This is a genomic window from Paraburkholderia gardini (assembly GCF_907164545.1).
GTDB classification, from domain to species: Bacteria; Pseudomonadota; Gammaproteobacteria; order Burkholderiales; family Burkholderiaceae; genus Paraburkholderia; species Paraburkholderia gardini.
The window spans coordinates 131,544-144,409 of the sequence record NZ_CAJQZB010000008.1; the positions used below are offsets into that span (position 1 = coordinate 131,544).

The following is a 12,866-nucleotide window of genomic DNA, read 5'->3' on the forward strand; positions in this document are numbered from 1 at the left end:
CGCGATCGTGCCGGCATCGTCGATCAACGTGCCCGGCAATCGTCCGCAATGCACGGGCGAACGAACGTTCGACGAGGCGAACCCGCGGCGCCATCGCGACGCAGCAGCCGGCGCCCGCGGCGCCGCCATATAGCGCGTTACGTGCTGCCGCGGCCGCCGCGCGCGATTTCGTCGCCGCTTCCGTGCGGCAGGCGCGCCGTGACGGGAATCGAAGCCACCGAGAACAACCCGACGAAGAGAAATGCCGGCCAGAAGTCCGTCCAGACAATCGTGGCGTGACCCTGCAGATCGTGTGAAATCTGCAGCACGAGGCCGGCGAGCGTCACGCCAAGCCCAAGCGAAATCTGCTGGATCACGCTCGCCACGCTCGTCGCGCGGCCGATGTCACGGCTCGCAATATCGGCGTACGCCAGCGAATTGAGGCTCGTGAACTGCAACGACGGAAACACGCCGCCCACCAGCACCACACACCAGATCAACCAGTGCGGCGTGCCAGGAACAAAGACTCCGTACACGGCGATCACGAGGCCCGAAATGGCCGCGTTGATCATCAGCACCTGGCGAAAGCCGAAGCGCGCGAGCACGCCCGAGGCAAACGGCTTCATGAAGATCGACCCGAACGCGGACGCGCACGTAATCGCGCCCGCCGCGAACGCCGTCATCCCGAGCCCTTCCTGCAACGCAAGCGGCAGCAGAAACGGCACCGCACCGAGCCCGATGCGAAACAGCGAGCCCCCCACCACGCTCGCGTGAAAACTCGGGATACGCAGAAGACGCAGATCGAGTACCGGCAGTTCGACGCGCTGTGCATAAAACCAGTAGGCGAGCAACAGCAGCACGCCGGCCACGCACATGAGCGTCGACGCCGTGCCCGATACCAGCTCACCGCCGACGAGCGACAAGCCGAGCATGAAGAGCGACGCGCCACCGGCCGAGAGTACGAAGCCGGCCCAGTCGAGGCGCCCCGGATGCGCTTCGCGTACGTTCGCGATATGCCGGTTCGCAAGCCAGATGCCGAAAATGCCGATCGGGACGTTGATGACGAAAATCAGACGCCAGTGCAGATACGTGGTGATGAAACCGCCGAGCGGCGGCCCCACGACCGGCCCGAGCAGCGCGGGCACCGTCAGGTAGTTGACCGCCCGGATGAAGTCCGACTTCGGCACCGTGCGGAAGATGATGATCCGCCCGACCGGCACCATCATCGCGCCGCCGATGCCCTGCACGAAGCGCGCGACGACGAACATCCCGAGCGACGTCGACACGGCGCTGATCAGCGAGCCGACGATAAAGATGCCGATCGCGGTGCGAAACACGGTACGCGAACCGAAGCGGTCGGCCACCCAGCCGCAGATCGGAATGAATACGCCGAGGCCGATCACATACGCGGTGATCGCGAGCTTGAGCGTGATGGGATCGTGACCGAGGTCGTGTGCAAGTGCGGGAAGCGACGTCACGAGGACCGTGGCATCGACGTTTTCCATGAACATCGCACACGCGACGATCAGGGGAACGATGAACGTGCCTAGAGCAAGAGGCATTGGCAGATGGACAGCAGGCGTCAAAGCCGCAAACGTAAAGACGCGATTATCGCATCGCTCGCGTGCGCGATGCTGTCAATCGCGCACGAAATCCGGTTTGGGGCTGCCAGCGGGCACGAAACGCACCAACGTGCCCGACCCCGATGCCCGCGCGAGATCAGGACGTGGTCTGACGCGCCAGGCTGACGAACGGACGCAGCTGCGTCAGGATCTCGCGGCCCGCACGCGCGACGTCGTTCGGGAAGTCGATCTCGATCCACGGCGCGCCCGTCACATCGGCGGTATCGAACACCTGGCTGCGCTCAAGCAGCAGGTCGCGCACCGCTTCTTCGTGCGGCATGTTCGCGCGGCCGCTGTCGATATAGCCCGCGACGATTTCCGCGAAGCGGCGCGCGGTTTCCTCGCGAAAACGGAAGAAGCCGACCGATTCGCCGATCGTGTCGTATTGCAGGCCAACGGCCAGCTGCTTGCGCAGTTCGACCGGCACGCCGTCCTGCAGACACAGCTTGACGGGCTCGTCGCCGGTTTCGAAGTCGCGGTCGATCAGCAGGCGGTTGACGGACTCGCCCGCCACCAGCGCGCTCAGGATGCGCTCGTCGTACAGCACGTCGGCATCCATCACGAGGACGTCGCCGCCCCGCGTGAGCGCATCGGCGACGGTATGCACGGTCAGCACGCTGCCGAGGTCGTAGCGCGGGTTCAGCACGATCTCGACGTGATGCGGCCAGTTGATGCGCTTGAGCTCCGCCTCGACGAGTTCCGGCTGGAAGCCGAGCGCGAGCACGACATCGTGGACACCCGCGGCGTCGAGCATCTGCAGGTGACGCTCGAGCAGGGTCACGCCGTCGAATTGCAACAGGCACTTCGGAAACTGATCGCCAGCCGGTTGCTGGAGACGCAGGCCAAGACCTGCTGCAAGGATGATCGCGCGCATGGGCGGCCCTTTCTAAAAGACGGTTAATCGGCAACAGGCACGCGCGTCGCACGACGACGCTGCCATTTTCGTTCGCTGAAATGCAGATACAACAGGCCCGGCAGACCGAGCAGGAGTTCGCGTGCGCGTTTGGTGAGCGAGAGCGCCAGCGCCGCATCGGGCGGCAGACCGACGAGCGGCGCGAGCAGCAGATACCCGCCTTCCTGCACGCCAAGCGAGCCGGGAATCGCGAACGCCGCGCCACGGATCGCCTGGCCGATGCTCTCCAGCAGCATCGCGTCGACCCAGCCAACCGGATGGCCGAGGAACCGCAACGCGAGCCACACTTCGACCGTGCCGACAAGCCAGCCCAGGAAACTCAACGCGAAACTTGCCGCGGCGCGGCCGCGCTCGCGGTAAAGCGCATGCACGGCGGCGTCGATCGAATCGGCGCTGTCGGTGAGCGCCGACCAGTCGCGCTTGCCGAATACCTTCGACATGGTGCGCAGCAGGCGGCCGAACAGCCCGCGCCGTTGCGCGAAGTAGAACATCACGACCATGCCGCCGAGCACGCCGGTGCCGACGAACGTCGCGGTACGCAGTTCGCGCAGCGGGCCGTGCGTGGCGTACGCGCTGAACAGCAACAGGCCGAGCACCGCGAAGACGATCTGCGCGAGCGCCTGCAACGTCGTGCTCACGGTGACCGCCGCAGCGGCATCGCGCATCCGCATGCCGCGTTGCGAGAGCTGGCGCACCATCACGACCGGGCCGCCGATCTGGCCGGCCGGCAGCAGGCTGTTCACCGATTCGCCGATCCAGCGCGCGAACACGGCGTCGCGATGCGTCACGTGGTCCTGGCGCGGCTTGAACAATACGGAGATGGCGCCGGCATCGATCACGAGCGGCAGTACGTGGAACGCAGCGACAAGCGCGAGACCCCAACCCGCCGCGAGCAGCGTCGAGGCGACCGAGCCAAAGCCCTGCCACGCGAGCAGCGCGACGAACAGCGCGGTGCCGATCGTCAGCAGAATCATCGCCGCGCGCGTCACGCAGCGTCTCCGCTACGCCTCATCAGTTGCCTGAAGACCTGACGGAAACCGAAGTACGCGATCGCGTCCTTCATGTTCGAAATGAAGCGCTTCCACGGACGCATGTTCGGATCGGTGACGTATTCGAACGTCAGCGAGACGCGCATCTCGTTTTCGCCCATCGGCGAGATGCGGTGACGCAGCTTGTCGCCATCGAAGAACACGAGGCCGCCAGGCGGAATCTGCACGGAACCGGGCAGGTCCGGCTTGCTGTCGTCGCGGGTGTGCAGTTCGTAGTCGAGACGACACGTCGATTCGTCGATCACGCCGAGCAGCAGCGTGTAACGGCGGCCGTCATAGTAAGACGTATCGTAATGCCAGCCGATGTGGTCGCCCGGACGTGTGTAGTAGTAGAGCGCATACGCGTGCGGATCGTCGGCGGGCGACACCATCAACTGATCGCCGGACAGCTGTTCGAGCCAGCCGATCAGTTCCTTCGAGCGATACAGTTCTGCGATGAACGGCGCGAGGCGATCGATCGTGTGGCGGCTCACGCTGCCGCCCTGCTTGTGGCCCGGCAGATAGTTGCGGTTCACCTCGTCGAGCAGCCCGCGGGCGCTCGCGACGAGTTGCGCAGTCACTTCCGGCGCGAGGAAATCGTCGAGATACAGGAACGCGCCCTGGTCGGCGAAATCCTTGCTCAGGCGCGCGTTGTCAAAACCGTGCGTACGGCTTGCGACGGCGCGATCGGCGTCGGGCGTCGCGCGCTGCGAGCCCGTGACCTGTGAATTGTCCAGCGCGACGGATTCCATCACGTCGTCTCCAGCATGCACATTCATCTGCTAACCCATAACCTGACTGGACTGCGCCTCGGGTCGCGCACGGCGCGACACGCGGCGGTAATCGATCATCACCCATACGGCAAAGAGCGGCGCACCGATCGATGCGGCGATGATGAACGGCGATGTGCCGGACGTCAGCGTGACGAGCGGCAACAGATACAGCACGTCCTCGGTCTCGAAGCCGCCGGCCGAGGCCTGTTTCGTGCCGGCCTTGCCCGCCATTTCCTCGATCCGCATGCGCAGAAAGAAGATCACGGCCACCGATACGCCCGCAATGGCACCCAGCAGCGTCGGCAATGCGACCAGACCGAGGCCCTCGGCCGTGCTCATGCCGATGCCCATGCCGAGGAACAGCAGAACGGTCACGAGCGCATCGCTCGCGAGATCGTAAAAATGACCGATCCGGCTCGTCTTGCCGCTGATGCGCGCGAGTTCGCCGTCGGTGTGATCGACGAAGTTCGACAGGACGATCAGAAAAGCACCCGCGTTCGAAAAAGCAAAGCTGCCGCGAGCGAGGCACAATGCGCCCGCAACGCCGATCAGCAGGCGTAGCGTGGTGAGATGATTGGGGGTGATGCGGGTGTCGATGAGAGGCGTCACAAGCCGGCGGGCGAGCCGCGCGTCCCATGTACGGGGCGCGGGAACGTTCGGGCGGATAGGGGGTCGTCGATTCATAACCCGGAAATATATACGGGTTATGAAATCCTTGCTGTCTACGTCACTGTTTCGTTGCGCAAAATCGTCGTTTCGGCGTGGTCCCCGGCGCACGTTTTTGGGATTCCTGGTAAAGTGCCGTACCTGTTGCGCCACCATGGGTGTCATGGCTGCGGCGCAACCTCCGCCACGAAGATCGTCGGCGGATTGCGAACGCACCATCCGGATTCCCATGAAACGTTTCATCTCTGCCCTTTCTACCGTTCTTGCCCTTTCGCTTGCTGCGTTACCCACGTTTTCGCACGCGTCCGATCTCGACGCGGCGCTCGCCTGCAACACCACCGCCCACAGCTTTTTCGCCGATCTCGCCGGCCAGCAACTGATCGATCCGAAGCCCATGCGCGTCGAGAGCAACTCGATCAACGCGTTCTGGCCTGCGCGTGGCGCCAGGCTCACGGCGTTCGGCTTTCCGGTATTCGCGGTGGTCGGCTTCGAAAAGGACGACCCGATGTTCCGTACCGGCGACGGCGAGCCGCTCGCAAAATCGGCCTACGGCGTCGTGGTATTCGCCAGCGACACGAAGGTACAGGCCGTTGTCGACAGTCTGGGCGGCACGGCTGTCGTCCATCACGCCGGGCCGCACCTGACCGCGATCTTCTGCAAACGCAGCTAGACGCCGCCGCGCCCGCGCTTGCCGCAACTCAGCCCGGCCGGCGAAAATCGTTCTCGACCCACGTTGCCGCGCTCGCCTTCGTCAGCCTGAAGTTTGGCGCGACCTTGACCTGCGCGAGCTGCTCGCCATACGGATCGAGCGCCGTGAGGAGCGCGTAGGGATCGTCTTCCGAAGGCACGATGTCGAGCGTGATTTCCAGTTCGTCGTCACCCGACGCCGAGGCGACGTTCACGCTTTTGTGAAGCAGCGCGTGCAACTGCTGCTCGTGGCGCCGCAACACTTCCGATGCCGTTTTCACCAGCGTGTTGAACGCCGACGTATCGAGCGGCTTCGGATTCTTCTTGTCGCGGCCCATCGTCCACGGCCCGACGAGCGCGGGCTCCGGCTCGCCGTCCTTGATCATTTGCACCGCCCAGCCGTCATCATCCTCGTTCTTGATGACGCGCGCCGTCCAGCCGTCGTCGCGCCACAGACGGGGATTCTGCTGGACTTCGGGCTCGGTGGCCTCGTCTTCGGCGGCCGGATCGGATAGGGGAAGCGAATTTTCGGGCATGACTGTTTTACTCACGTTCAGGGACACTCCAGCGGGCAAGTAGCGGATTTTACCCGCATCGCGGCGCGCGAAGCCGTCACCCGGCCAGACGGACAAGACGCCTGCGCAATACATCCATGCGTGGAACGATGAATTGCGTATATCGCGTTAATTAAAATATATTACTGACGATATTCAAAAAAACCTGACCTGGTAATTGTTTTAAAAAACGAGAAAACAAATCTCATGATCAGAGGCGATTTCATTTTAAAACCGATATCACACCCTCAAAAACCGCAACAATACCTTGCATGAAAGCGCGCGAACTTTTTCCAGAATTGACAATTCTCCGCACAGCGGCATATGCCATCCATCGCCTTCCGTCGCGGTACAGCAACGGAGTCACCAACTGAAACACGACGGTGGCCGATAACAGAATCCGAAATTCCTTTATAAATCCGCAGTTACGGCAATTCATTTAATCGTTACTGATTCCGTAAATCATTATTGCGTCGTTCGGGACAAAAAATCTGTCGCCAGACGAATACACTTCGCTGCGAATCGTCAACAGACCGGCTCTACCAGAGAGGAACTGGAGGCGATTCCCCATGCACTGTCCCGGAGTTAAAAAGCATGAAAAAAACCCTTATCGTTGCGGGTATTCTCGGCGCGTTTGCCGCCTCGGCACAGGCGCAAAGCAGCGTCACGCTGTACGGCACGCTCGACGCCGGCCTCGTCTACACGAACAACCAGACGGGTCACAGCAACTGGCAGCAAGGCAGCGGCGCCGTCTCGAACACGTACTTCGGCCTGCGCGGCAGCGAGGATCTGGGCGGCGGTCTGCACGCCATCTTCACCCTCGAAAGCGGCTTTAACCTGAACAACGGCTCGTTCTCCGAGAACAATACGATGTTCAACCGCCAGGCCTACGTCGGCCTGAAGAGCGATCAATACGGCCAGCTGACGCTCGGCCGCCAGTACGATTCCGTCGTCGACTACCTCGCGCCGCTGTCAGCCGCGGGCTCGGGTTACGGTAACAACCTGGCCGGCCATCCGCTCGACAACGACAACCTCGACAACTCGTTCTCCGTGAAGAACGCGGTCAAGTACACCAGCGCGAACTACGCCGGTCTCCAGTTCGGCGGCCTGTACGGCTTCAGCAATGCCGCCGGCCAGTTCTCGAACAACCGCGCGTGGAGCGCCGGCGCATCGTATTCGAACGGTCCGCTGAACGTCGCGGCTGCCTACCTGCAGTTGAACAACAGCGGCAGCAACAACACGGGCGGCGCAGTGTCGAGCGGCGACGGCAACGCGAACCTCGCCGCCGAACTGCAACGCACGTACGGGGTCGGCGCGAACTACGCGTATGGTCCGGCAACGGTCGGCCTCGTGTGGACGCACACGCAGCTCGACAACCTGCAAAGCGCGAACGTGGGCGGTACGTTCATCGGCGGCCTCGCCGGCACGAACCTGCATATGGACAACTACGAAGTGAACGGCAAGTACGCGTTCACGCCGGCGTTGAGCCTCGCGGCTGCCTATACGTTCACGAACGGCAAGGTGTCGGGTTCGAACGGCTCGGGCGATCCGAAGTGGCATACGGTGTCGCTGCAGGGCGACTACGCGCTGAGCAGGCGCACCGATGTCTACCTCGAAGGCGTGTACCAGCACGCATCGGGTGAACTCGGCAACTTCGGCGCCAACGTGGCGGCGATCAACACGCTGACACCGTCGTCGACGGCGAACCAGACGGCTGTTGCGATCGGTCTGCGTCACCGCTTCTGATGTTGCATGCGGACCGGACGTTCAGTCCGGTCTGGCGAAACGCGCGCGTGCTCCCGCCACGCGCGCGTTTTTTTGCGAGCGCATTTTATATGCGTGCGTTTCCGTCTGGCCTGCTTCGTGCACGCGTTTTCGTGAGCGGATGGGTCCCTACATGGGTCGATTCATTCGATAACGACGCGTATACTTTGCGCCAGTCGCCTTCCTGTTGTGCGTCACGTCGTGCTGCATCTCCCGCGACGCGTACGCCTGAAGAACGGCGGCCTTCGTCGCGGAGCAGGTGAATCACGGCTGTCCGTATCGCGCTCCGCCCGCGCCCCATGTTCCCGCACATCGACGGGGACGCCGACGACTGGACTCATGAAAAGACTTCTTCTGCTGCTTCCTGTTGCTGTCCTCGCCGCGTGCGGCTCGTCCGGCAGCACGCCAAAGACGGGTTCCACCGGCCCGATGATGTACGTCTCGTCGCACCGTTCAACCGCCGATATCGCGAGTTGCCTCGTGAGCCGTCTTTCGCGTGTCGAGACGTCCGGTGCTAACGGCTCGACCGAACTCACGGTGGGCTCAAGTTCACACAGTTCGTATTTCGTCACGCTGACGCCGTCGGCTCATGGCTCAGTGATCAAGGTGCTGCGCCCCGACGATTCGCCGGAAGACCCGCCCGAACCGGAGCTGCGTTTCGATATCGCGCGCTGCGCGGTCTAGTGGCGGTCGCCGCAGCGTCGGCGATAAATGCACCGCACGCTTCCGTTTGGCGCATGCATCTGCGAACATAGCCGCCCTTCCTTCTCACGCGGCGCGGATATCGATGGCATCAAGCAACGCACATCATGCGACCGGCTGGGCCGCCGGTCTCATCGCCGCGGCGCTCGTCGCGCACGCGCACGCGAGCGGTCCGTATCATCTGTGGGCGTTGCTCGCGTTCGGCGGCGGTGTTGCTGGCGGCACGGCGCCCGACTGGCTCGAAGTCGCATGGTGGTCGCGCTCGCGACGACTCTGGATCACGCATCGCACAGTCACGCATTGGGGCGTCGGCTGGCTCGCGCTGCTCGCATGGTCGTATCACCTGCTCGGTCATCGCACGTTCGCTGCGCCGTTATTCGGCTTCGCGTGCGGTGGACTGATGCATCTGCTCGCGGACTGGCCCAATCCGCTCGGCGTACCGTGGGTCGCCGGGCGTCATTCGCTCAACTGGTGGAACAGTGGACGCTGCGATCTGCTGGTTGTCGGCGCGGCGTGGGTAGCGGCGTGGTTTGTCGCCGGGCATGTCTGGTGGCACGGCGGGCATGGGATGGCGATGTTGCCGCATCTGCGGTTGGGGTAGCTGAGGTTATCAACAGAAAATGTGCGCAAGCCTATGGACAAATCACACCCTGTGATAAACAGTCCCGCCGCATAAGGCTTTCCGGGCAGCGTGTGGGAGAAACTTCTTTCCCCTCGTGCGCTCAAACATCCATTTCCCGACGCGCTGCGGTTCGGGGAAACCTTCGTTTGCCTACAGAAGGACGGCCGTACATATTAGACGTGTGTCTTGTTAGGAGCGCTGCTCGCGCCCAGATTAATAGCCGTTTGGACGTGGCCGAAGGGTACGTGACACGGCGTCCCACAGCGCAACGGCTTCGCCTGTTGTCAGCGACGCCTTGTCGAGCTTGACATACTGGCCCTGGATCTGCACCTGCCCCCCTGTAGTCAGATCCATGGACAGGAACGGCGACGAAGGGCTGCTCGTGATCTCGTTGACAACGAGGGAGAATGAGTTGCCGCGTCCGTCCCCAGGTCTGCGGCCTTCGATCAGCCATTCCTCTGCTCTCAGGCCAGACAGATCGACAGATCCTTTGCGGATAAGCACGCCGTCGGCCGCCCTGAGTTGCTCGCGGACTTCCAGGCTGTCGGTGCGCTGCAACAGCGTCGTGTTCTCACGAAGGTCTGGAGTGGTCTCGAAGGCAAAATTGATGTCGTCGTGACCCTTGAGCACATACTGCTCGCTCATCTCCTCTTCGCTGCCGGCCTTCGCTGGCAGGAAGCCTCCGTAAAAACATAGGCCGGGTTCGGTTGGGATCTCGTCGTCGGCTCGGCCACGGACTTTTTCAAGCAGGCCAAACACCAGGCGCGTCTTTTCGGGCACGTTGTTCTTAACCGTCATTTGCTTGATTGACGGCTCATCTTTAAAAACAGAGTGGGTGTAATCCGAAGCCTCGATAGTCAACCGGATCTGATAGTTGTGATCCCATTTATAAGCCTCGATCACGCGCGCCGCATCACTCGGATCGGCAGGATTGCCGAGATGAACAAAATATCTTGTCCCCTTTCCCCATGCTTCGCCATCCTGATAGAGGAACTGATAGCCGAGCGCGCTCCTGGTCGCTTTTAACTCTGCCTCGCGCTTTTCGATTTCCCGCTGATACGCATCACCCGACATCGCTTTCGTTTCAATATCGACACCTTGAATTTTTGCGTAGCCGGAAACATACATGCCTTCAGGCATATCGACAAGGTAGCGGCCCACACATCGGGTCTTCAGATTCGCGGTCAATTCGTTCACAGTTTGTTTTTCCTGTTGCGTCAATGGCGCCGGCTTGTTCCCGCACGCGGCAAGTGCGACTAGCATGCAGACGGTCAGTCCTGCGCGTCGGCACTTCATGCCTTGTACTCAAGGCTGGTGCCTTTCACGTTCTGGGCGATCTTCGTAATCGCCCACAACGCGAACCGTCGCGTGACCTCCGGTTTGTAGCCGCCCTCATGGTCGATTCCCGGATAGCCTACGCATGCCCGCGCCATGCCGGCGGGCGCCCTGCCGGAGCGTACTGGCACGGTGCCGTCTCCGTTCTCGTCGGCATCGCTCAACGCAAACTGGGCAAATGAAGTCTTTCCGCCACTGCTGGCCTTCACGAGTTGGCCATCCGTGCCGGGGTCATCGCTTGCCTGGCCACCTAACAGACTGACAAGCGGAAGTGAATCGCCGCGCAGCAACGAGGGGGCCTGTTGCACCCATCTCACATCGCCGTATGCTTTGTGCTTCTCATCGTCGCCGTAGAAGGCGTAAGTGTTGGCATGGTATTTACCTCGCCCATCTGTTCCACACAATGTCTTATGAAAAGGTTGAACTCTTTTATTGATGAGATCAGTGAAACTCCCCCAATCCTGATCGATCATTTTCTTTCCCGGGTCAAGCGGATTGAGCAGCCTGTCGTCGCACAGGCCCCACCATGCGCCGCGCGCGGTATAGATTTCGCTGTAGGGATCGGATCGCGGCAACGTGACGAACTGCTCGCCATCCCTGATCTTGAGCCAGCCCATTCCGTATTCGGGACTCGGCAGAAGCTGTAGCGGGCCCGGTGCATTGCCGACCACCGCCGTCATGGTGGCCGCGTTCGGCCCTAGTGCGAGGCCGGCAACACCTTCCGCACCCGTCTTCATACGTTTGTAGGTGGCCGCCGCCCCGGTGGCAGGCATCACGCCATGCACGATGCCGAGCACCTTGTCGCGATTCCCCATCGCCTCCGAGTAGTAACGCGCGACCAGCCCGCCCATCGAATGCGTGACCAGGATCACCTTCTCGCAGCGATAGCGAAATTTTTCTCGATAGTACTTCGTGAATTCGTCTATTTTCGCAGCCAGCCGCTCCGCCGATACCGCGTTGGATTGCAGCCAGTTGTAGCCCACAGCATGAACCGGGAACTGGTACTTGTACGTCAGGGCCACTTCGTCGTGAGTCAGCGGCGTAACGCCCGGCGCTTCTGCCACGAGGCGCTTCATGAGTTCGCTGCGCAGCCCCTTGCGTCCGTAATCAGTCCCCGCATGCGCATCATTGAGCGCATTTTCAAGCCAGACCAGCCACTCGCCGTAACTCATGTACGCCACTTCGCCCCAACCGCGGCGTCGCAACTCACCTTCCGTTTGCACCGTGCCGGATGGAATCTTGCCACTGCCATATACCTCGGTCTGGTCTGGATTCAGCATCTGCTTGCGTACGGCTGGACTTTTCCCCATCCATGGTGTGACCGTCGTCCGGCTGTCGAGCAGCCACACCGGATCCGGCTGCCCCTTGCGCTCCAGGTTCGTGCCCATGACGCCCGGCACAAAAATTACCGGAATAATGCGGTCCGGCACCATGTAGCAAACGGCGATACTGTCGTCCGGAGCGGATGTCACGGATGAATAGTGCACTGAGCCGTCGGCAGCTATCGTGGGTGGAATGATGCGTTCAACAGTAGCCATGCGAAGTCCTTTCGGTCTGCCTTTGACCGAGCGTGTTTAACAGGCAATGCGGTGCCTGGCGATGCCAGGCATTCAGAAAATAGGCCTGCCGCCTTGTGCGTCCTGCAAGTGACACCGGCTGTGCGATATCAGCCATTCCCTCTCTTTTCATTTTTTGAGTCTCCGTTCGACATTTCGCGACAGTTCATTCTGCCGCGATGATGCCCAGCGAGATCGCACGGATGCAATAGGACCCATTTGAAATCGCGTAGGAAACGGATGATTTTTCGGGGCGACGTTGCGGAAAATCAAACGTACTGACTGTCCAAAAAGCGGGTGCCGGAAAGGCACCCCTGGAGGAAGCGATGTGTGGCGGATGCTCGCCCGCATGGACATTGCATTGACGTACATGTGCAGCGATATGCAGACGAAATTTTCCCCGCGTCGATGAGCCTGCGCACGGCCGTGCGAATGTCGCCTGGCGTGGTATCAACAACCCGCGTATCGCCTGAATCCGGCAACAGGTGCAGTTCGAACATCTGGCGGACACTTCTGGCGCCGTCCGATGTGTTGTCCACGATCTCCTCGGGATGCCACGCTTCGAACATGGCCTTCACGGTCAGTTGCGATTCCGCATGGTCACGTTCCCGGCCGGACAGGCCGCTTCCGTCGTTCACGATGCGGCCGTGAGGTCCCGCGGAACA

General features: G+C 61.7%; 12 protein-coding genes and 1 pseudogene. 4 read left to right on the top strand and 9 right to left on the bottom strand.

Annotated elements, in window-relative coordinates; translation table 11 throughout:
• Positions 1-137 precede the first annotated feature (137 nt).
• The 5 genes and pseudogenes from LPA37_RS08645 to LPA37_RS08665 form a co-directional block, all read right to left on the bottom strand.
• A pseudogene (locus LPA37_RS08645) lies at positions 138-1,610 on the bottom strand (MFS transporter); the annotation flags it as partial.
• 88 nt (positions 1,611-1,698) lie between these two features.
• Entirely contained in the window at positions 1,699-2,475 is a 777-nt protein-coding gene (locus LPA37_RS08650) for a phosphocholine cytidylyltransferase family protein (RefSeq protein ID WP_228979294.1), read from the bottom strand.
• A 23-nt stretch (positions 2,476-2,498) separates the two neighbouring features.
• Complete coding sequence (locus LPA37_RS08655; RefSeq protein ID WP_229012283.1) at positions 2,499-3,503, bottom strand: HpnL family protein; 1,005 nt, start codon at positions 3,501-3,503, stop codon at positions 2,499-2,501.
• The gene (locus LPA37_RS08660) at positions 3,500-4,321 is read right to left on the bottom strand and encodes a HalD/BesD family halogenase (protein ID WP_229012284.1); all 822 of its coding nucleotides are present in this window, start codon (positions 4,319-4,321) and stop codon (positions 3,500-3,502) included. The genes LPA37_RS08655 and LPA37_RS08660 overlap by 4 nt, the downstream gene beginning before the upstream one ends.
• Before the next feature lie 3 nt (positions 4,322-4,324).
• Positions 4,325-4,999, bottom strand: a complete 675-nt coding sequence (locus LPA37_RS08665; protein WP_229012285.1) for a CDP-alcohol phosphatidyltransferase family protein — start codon at positions 4,997-4,999, stop codon at positions 4,325-4,327.
• A 211-nt stretch (positions 5,000-5,210) separates the two neighbouring features.
• Here LPA37_RS08665 and LPA37_RS08670 point away from each other — a divergent pair, with 211 nt between their 5' ends.
• Positions 5,211-5,651, top strand: coding sequence for a hypothetical protein (locus LPA37_RS08670; protein ID WP_228979306.1), 441 nt, complete (start codon positions 5,211-5,213; stop codon positions 5,649-5,651).
• Between the two features lie 28 nt (positions 5,652-5,679).
• Here LPA37_RS08670 and LPA37_RS08675 read toward each other — a convergent pair whose 3' ends face one another.
• On the bottom strand, positions 5,680-6,204 hold the full coding sequence (locus LPA37_RS08675) for a hypothetical protein (protein WP_228979494.1): 525 nt from the start codon (positions 6,202-6,204) through the stop codon (positions 5,680-5,682).
• Between the two features lie 612 nt (positions 6,205-6,816).
• Between LPA37_RS08675 and LPA37_RS08680 the strand changes: the two genes are divergently transcribed.
• From LPA37_RS08680 to LPA37_RS08690, 3 genes are all read left to right on the top strand, one after another.
• The gene (locus LPA37_RS08680; protein ID WP_229012286.1) at positions 6,817-7,968 is read left to right on the top strand and encodes a porin; all 1,152 of its coding nucleotides are present in this window, start codon (positions 6,817-6,819) and stop codon (positions 7,966-7,968) included.
• Positions 7,969-8,325: 357 nt separating this feature from the next.
• On the top strand, positions 8,326-8,670 hold the full coding sequence (locus LPA37_RS08685) for a sugar ABC transporter ATPase (RefSeq protein WP_229012287.1): 345 nt from the start codon (positions 8,326-8,328) through the stop codon (positions 8,668-8,670).
• A gap of 103 nt (positions 8,671-8,773) precedes the next feature.
• Complete coding sequence (locus tag LPA37_RS08690) at positions 8,774-9,289, top strand: metal-dependent hydrolase (protein WP_229012288.1); 516 nt, start codon at positions 8,774-8,776, stop codon at positions 9,287-9,289.
• Between the two features lie 234 nt (positions 9,290-9,523).
• Here LPA37_RS08690 and LPA37_RS08695 read toward each other — a convergent pair whose 3' ends face one another.
• From LPA37_RS08695 to LPA37_RS08705, 3 genes are all read right to left on the bottom strand, one after another.
• Entirely contained in the window at positions 9,524-10,573 is a 1,050-nt protein-coding gene (locus LPA37_RS08695) for a T6SS immunity protein Tli4 family protein (protein WP_229012289.1), read from the bottom strand.
• 29 nt (positions 10,574-10,602) lie between these two features.
• Positions 10,603-12,183 carry an esterase/lipase family protein gene (locus LPA37_RS08700; protein WP_229012290.1) on the bottom strand — a complete coding sequence of 527 codons (1,581 nt, stop codon included), beginning with the start codon at positions 12,181-12,183 and terminating at the stop codon, positions 10,603-10,605.
• Positions 12,184-12,470: 287 nt separating this feature from the next.
• The gene (locus LPA37_RS08705; protein ID WP_229012291.1) at positions 12,471-12,839 is read right to left on the bottom strand and encodes a hypothetical protein; all 369 of its coding nucleotides are present in this window, start codon (positions 12,837-12,839) and stop codon (positions 12,471-12,473) included.
• Between the last annotated feature and the right edge of the window lie 27 nt (positions 12,840-12,866).

Bases quoted from the DNA above. Each gene is read 5' to 3' on its own strand.
- LPA37_RS08665 (WP_229012285.1), bottom strand. From the start codon at position 4,999: ATGAATCGACGACCCCCTATCCGCCCGAACGTTCCCGCGCCCCGTACA.
- LPA37_RS08660 (WP_229012284.1), bottom strand. From the start codon at position 4,321: ATGAATGTGCATGCTGGAGACGACGTGATGGAATCCGTCGCGCTGGAC.
- LPA37_RS08680 (WP_229012286.1), top strand. From the start codon at position 6,817: ATGAAAAAAACCCTTATCGTTGCGGGTATTCTCGGCGCGTTTGCCGCC.
- LPA37_RS08670 (WP_228979306.1), top strand. From the start codon at position 5,211: ATGAAACGTTTCATCTCTGCCCTTTCTACCGTTCTTGCCCTTTCGCTT.
- LPA37_RS08675 (WP_228979494.1), bottom strand. From the start codon at position 6,204: ATGCCCGAAAATTCGCTTCCCCTATCCGATCCGGCCGCCGAAGACGAG.
- LPA37_RS08685 (WP_229012287.1), top strand. From the start codon at position 8,326: ATGAAAAGACTTCTTCTGCTGCTTCCTGTTGCTGTCCTCGCCGCGTGC.
- LPA37_RS08650 (WP_228979294.1), bottom strand. From the start codon at position 2,475: ATGCGCGCGATCATCCTTGCAGCAGGTCTTGGCCTGCGTCTCCAGCAA.
- LPA37_RS08690 (WP_229012288.1), top strand. From the start codon at position 8,774: ATGGCATCAAGCAACGCACATCATGCGACCGGCTGGGCCGCCGGTCTC.
- LPA37_RS08700 (WP_229012290.1), bottom strand. From the start codon at position 12,183: ATGGCTACTGTTGAACGCATCATTCCACCCACGATAGCTGCCGACGGC.
- LPA37_RS08695 (WP_229012289.1), bottom strand. From the start codon at position 10,573: ATGCTAGTCGCACTTGCCGCGTGCGGGAACAAGCCGGCGCCATTGACG.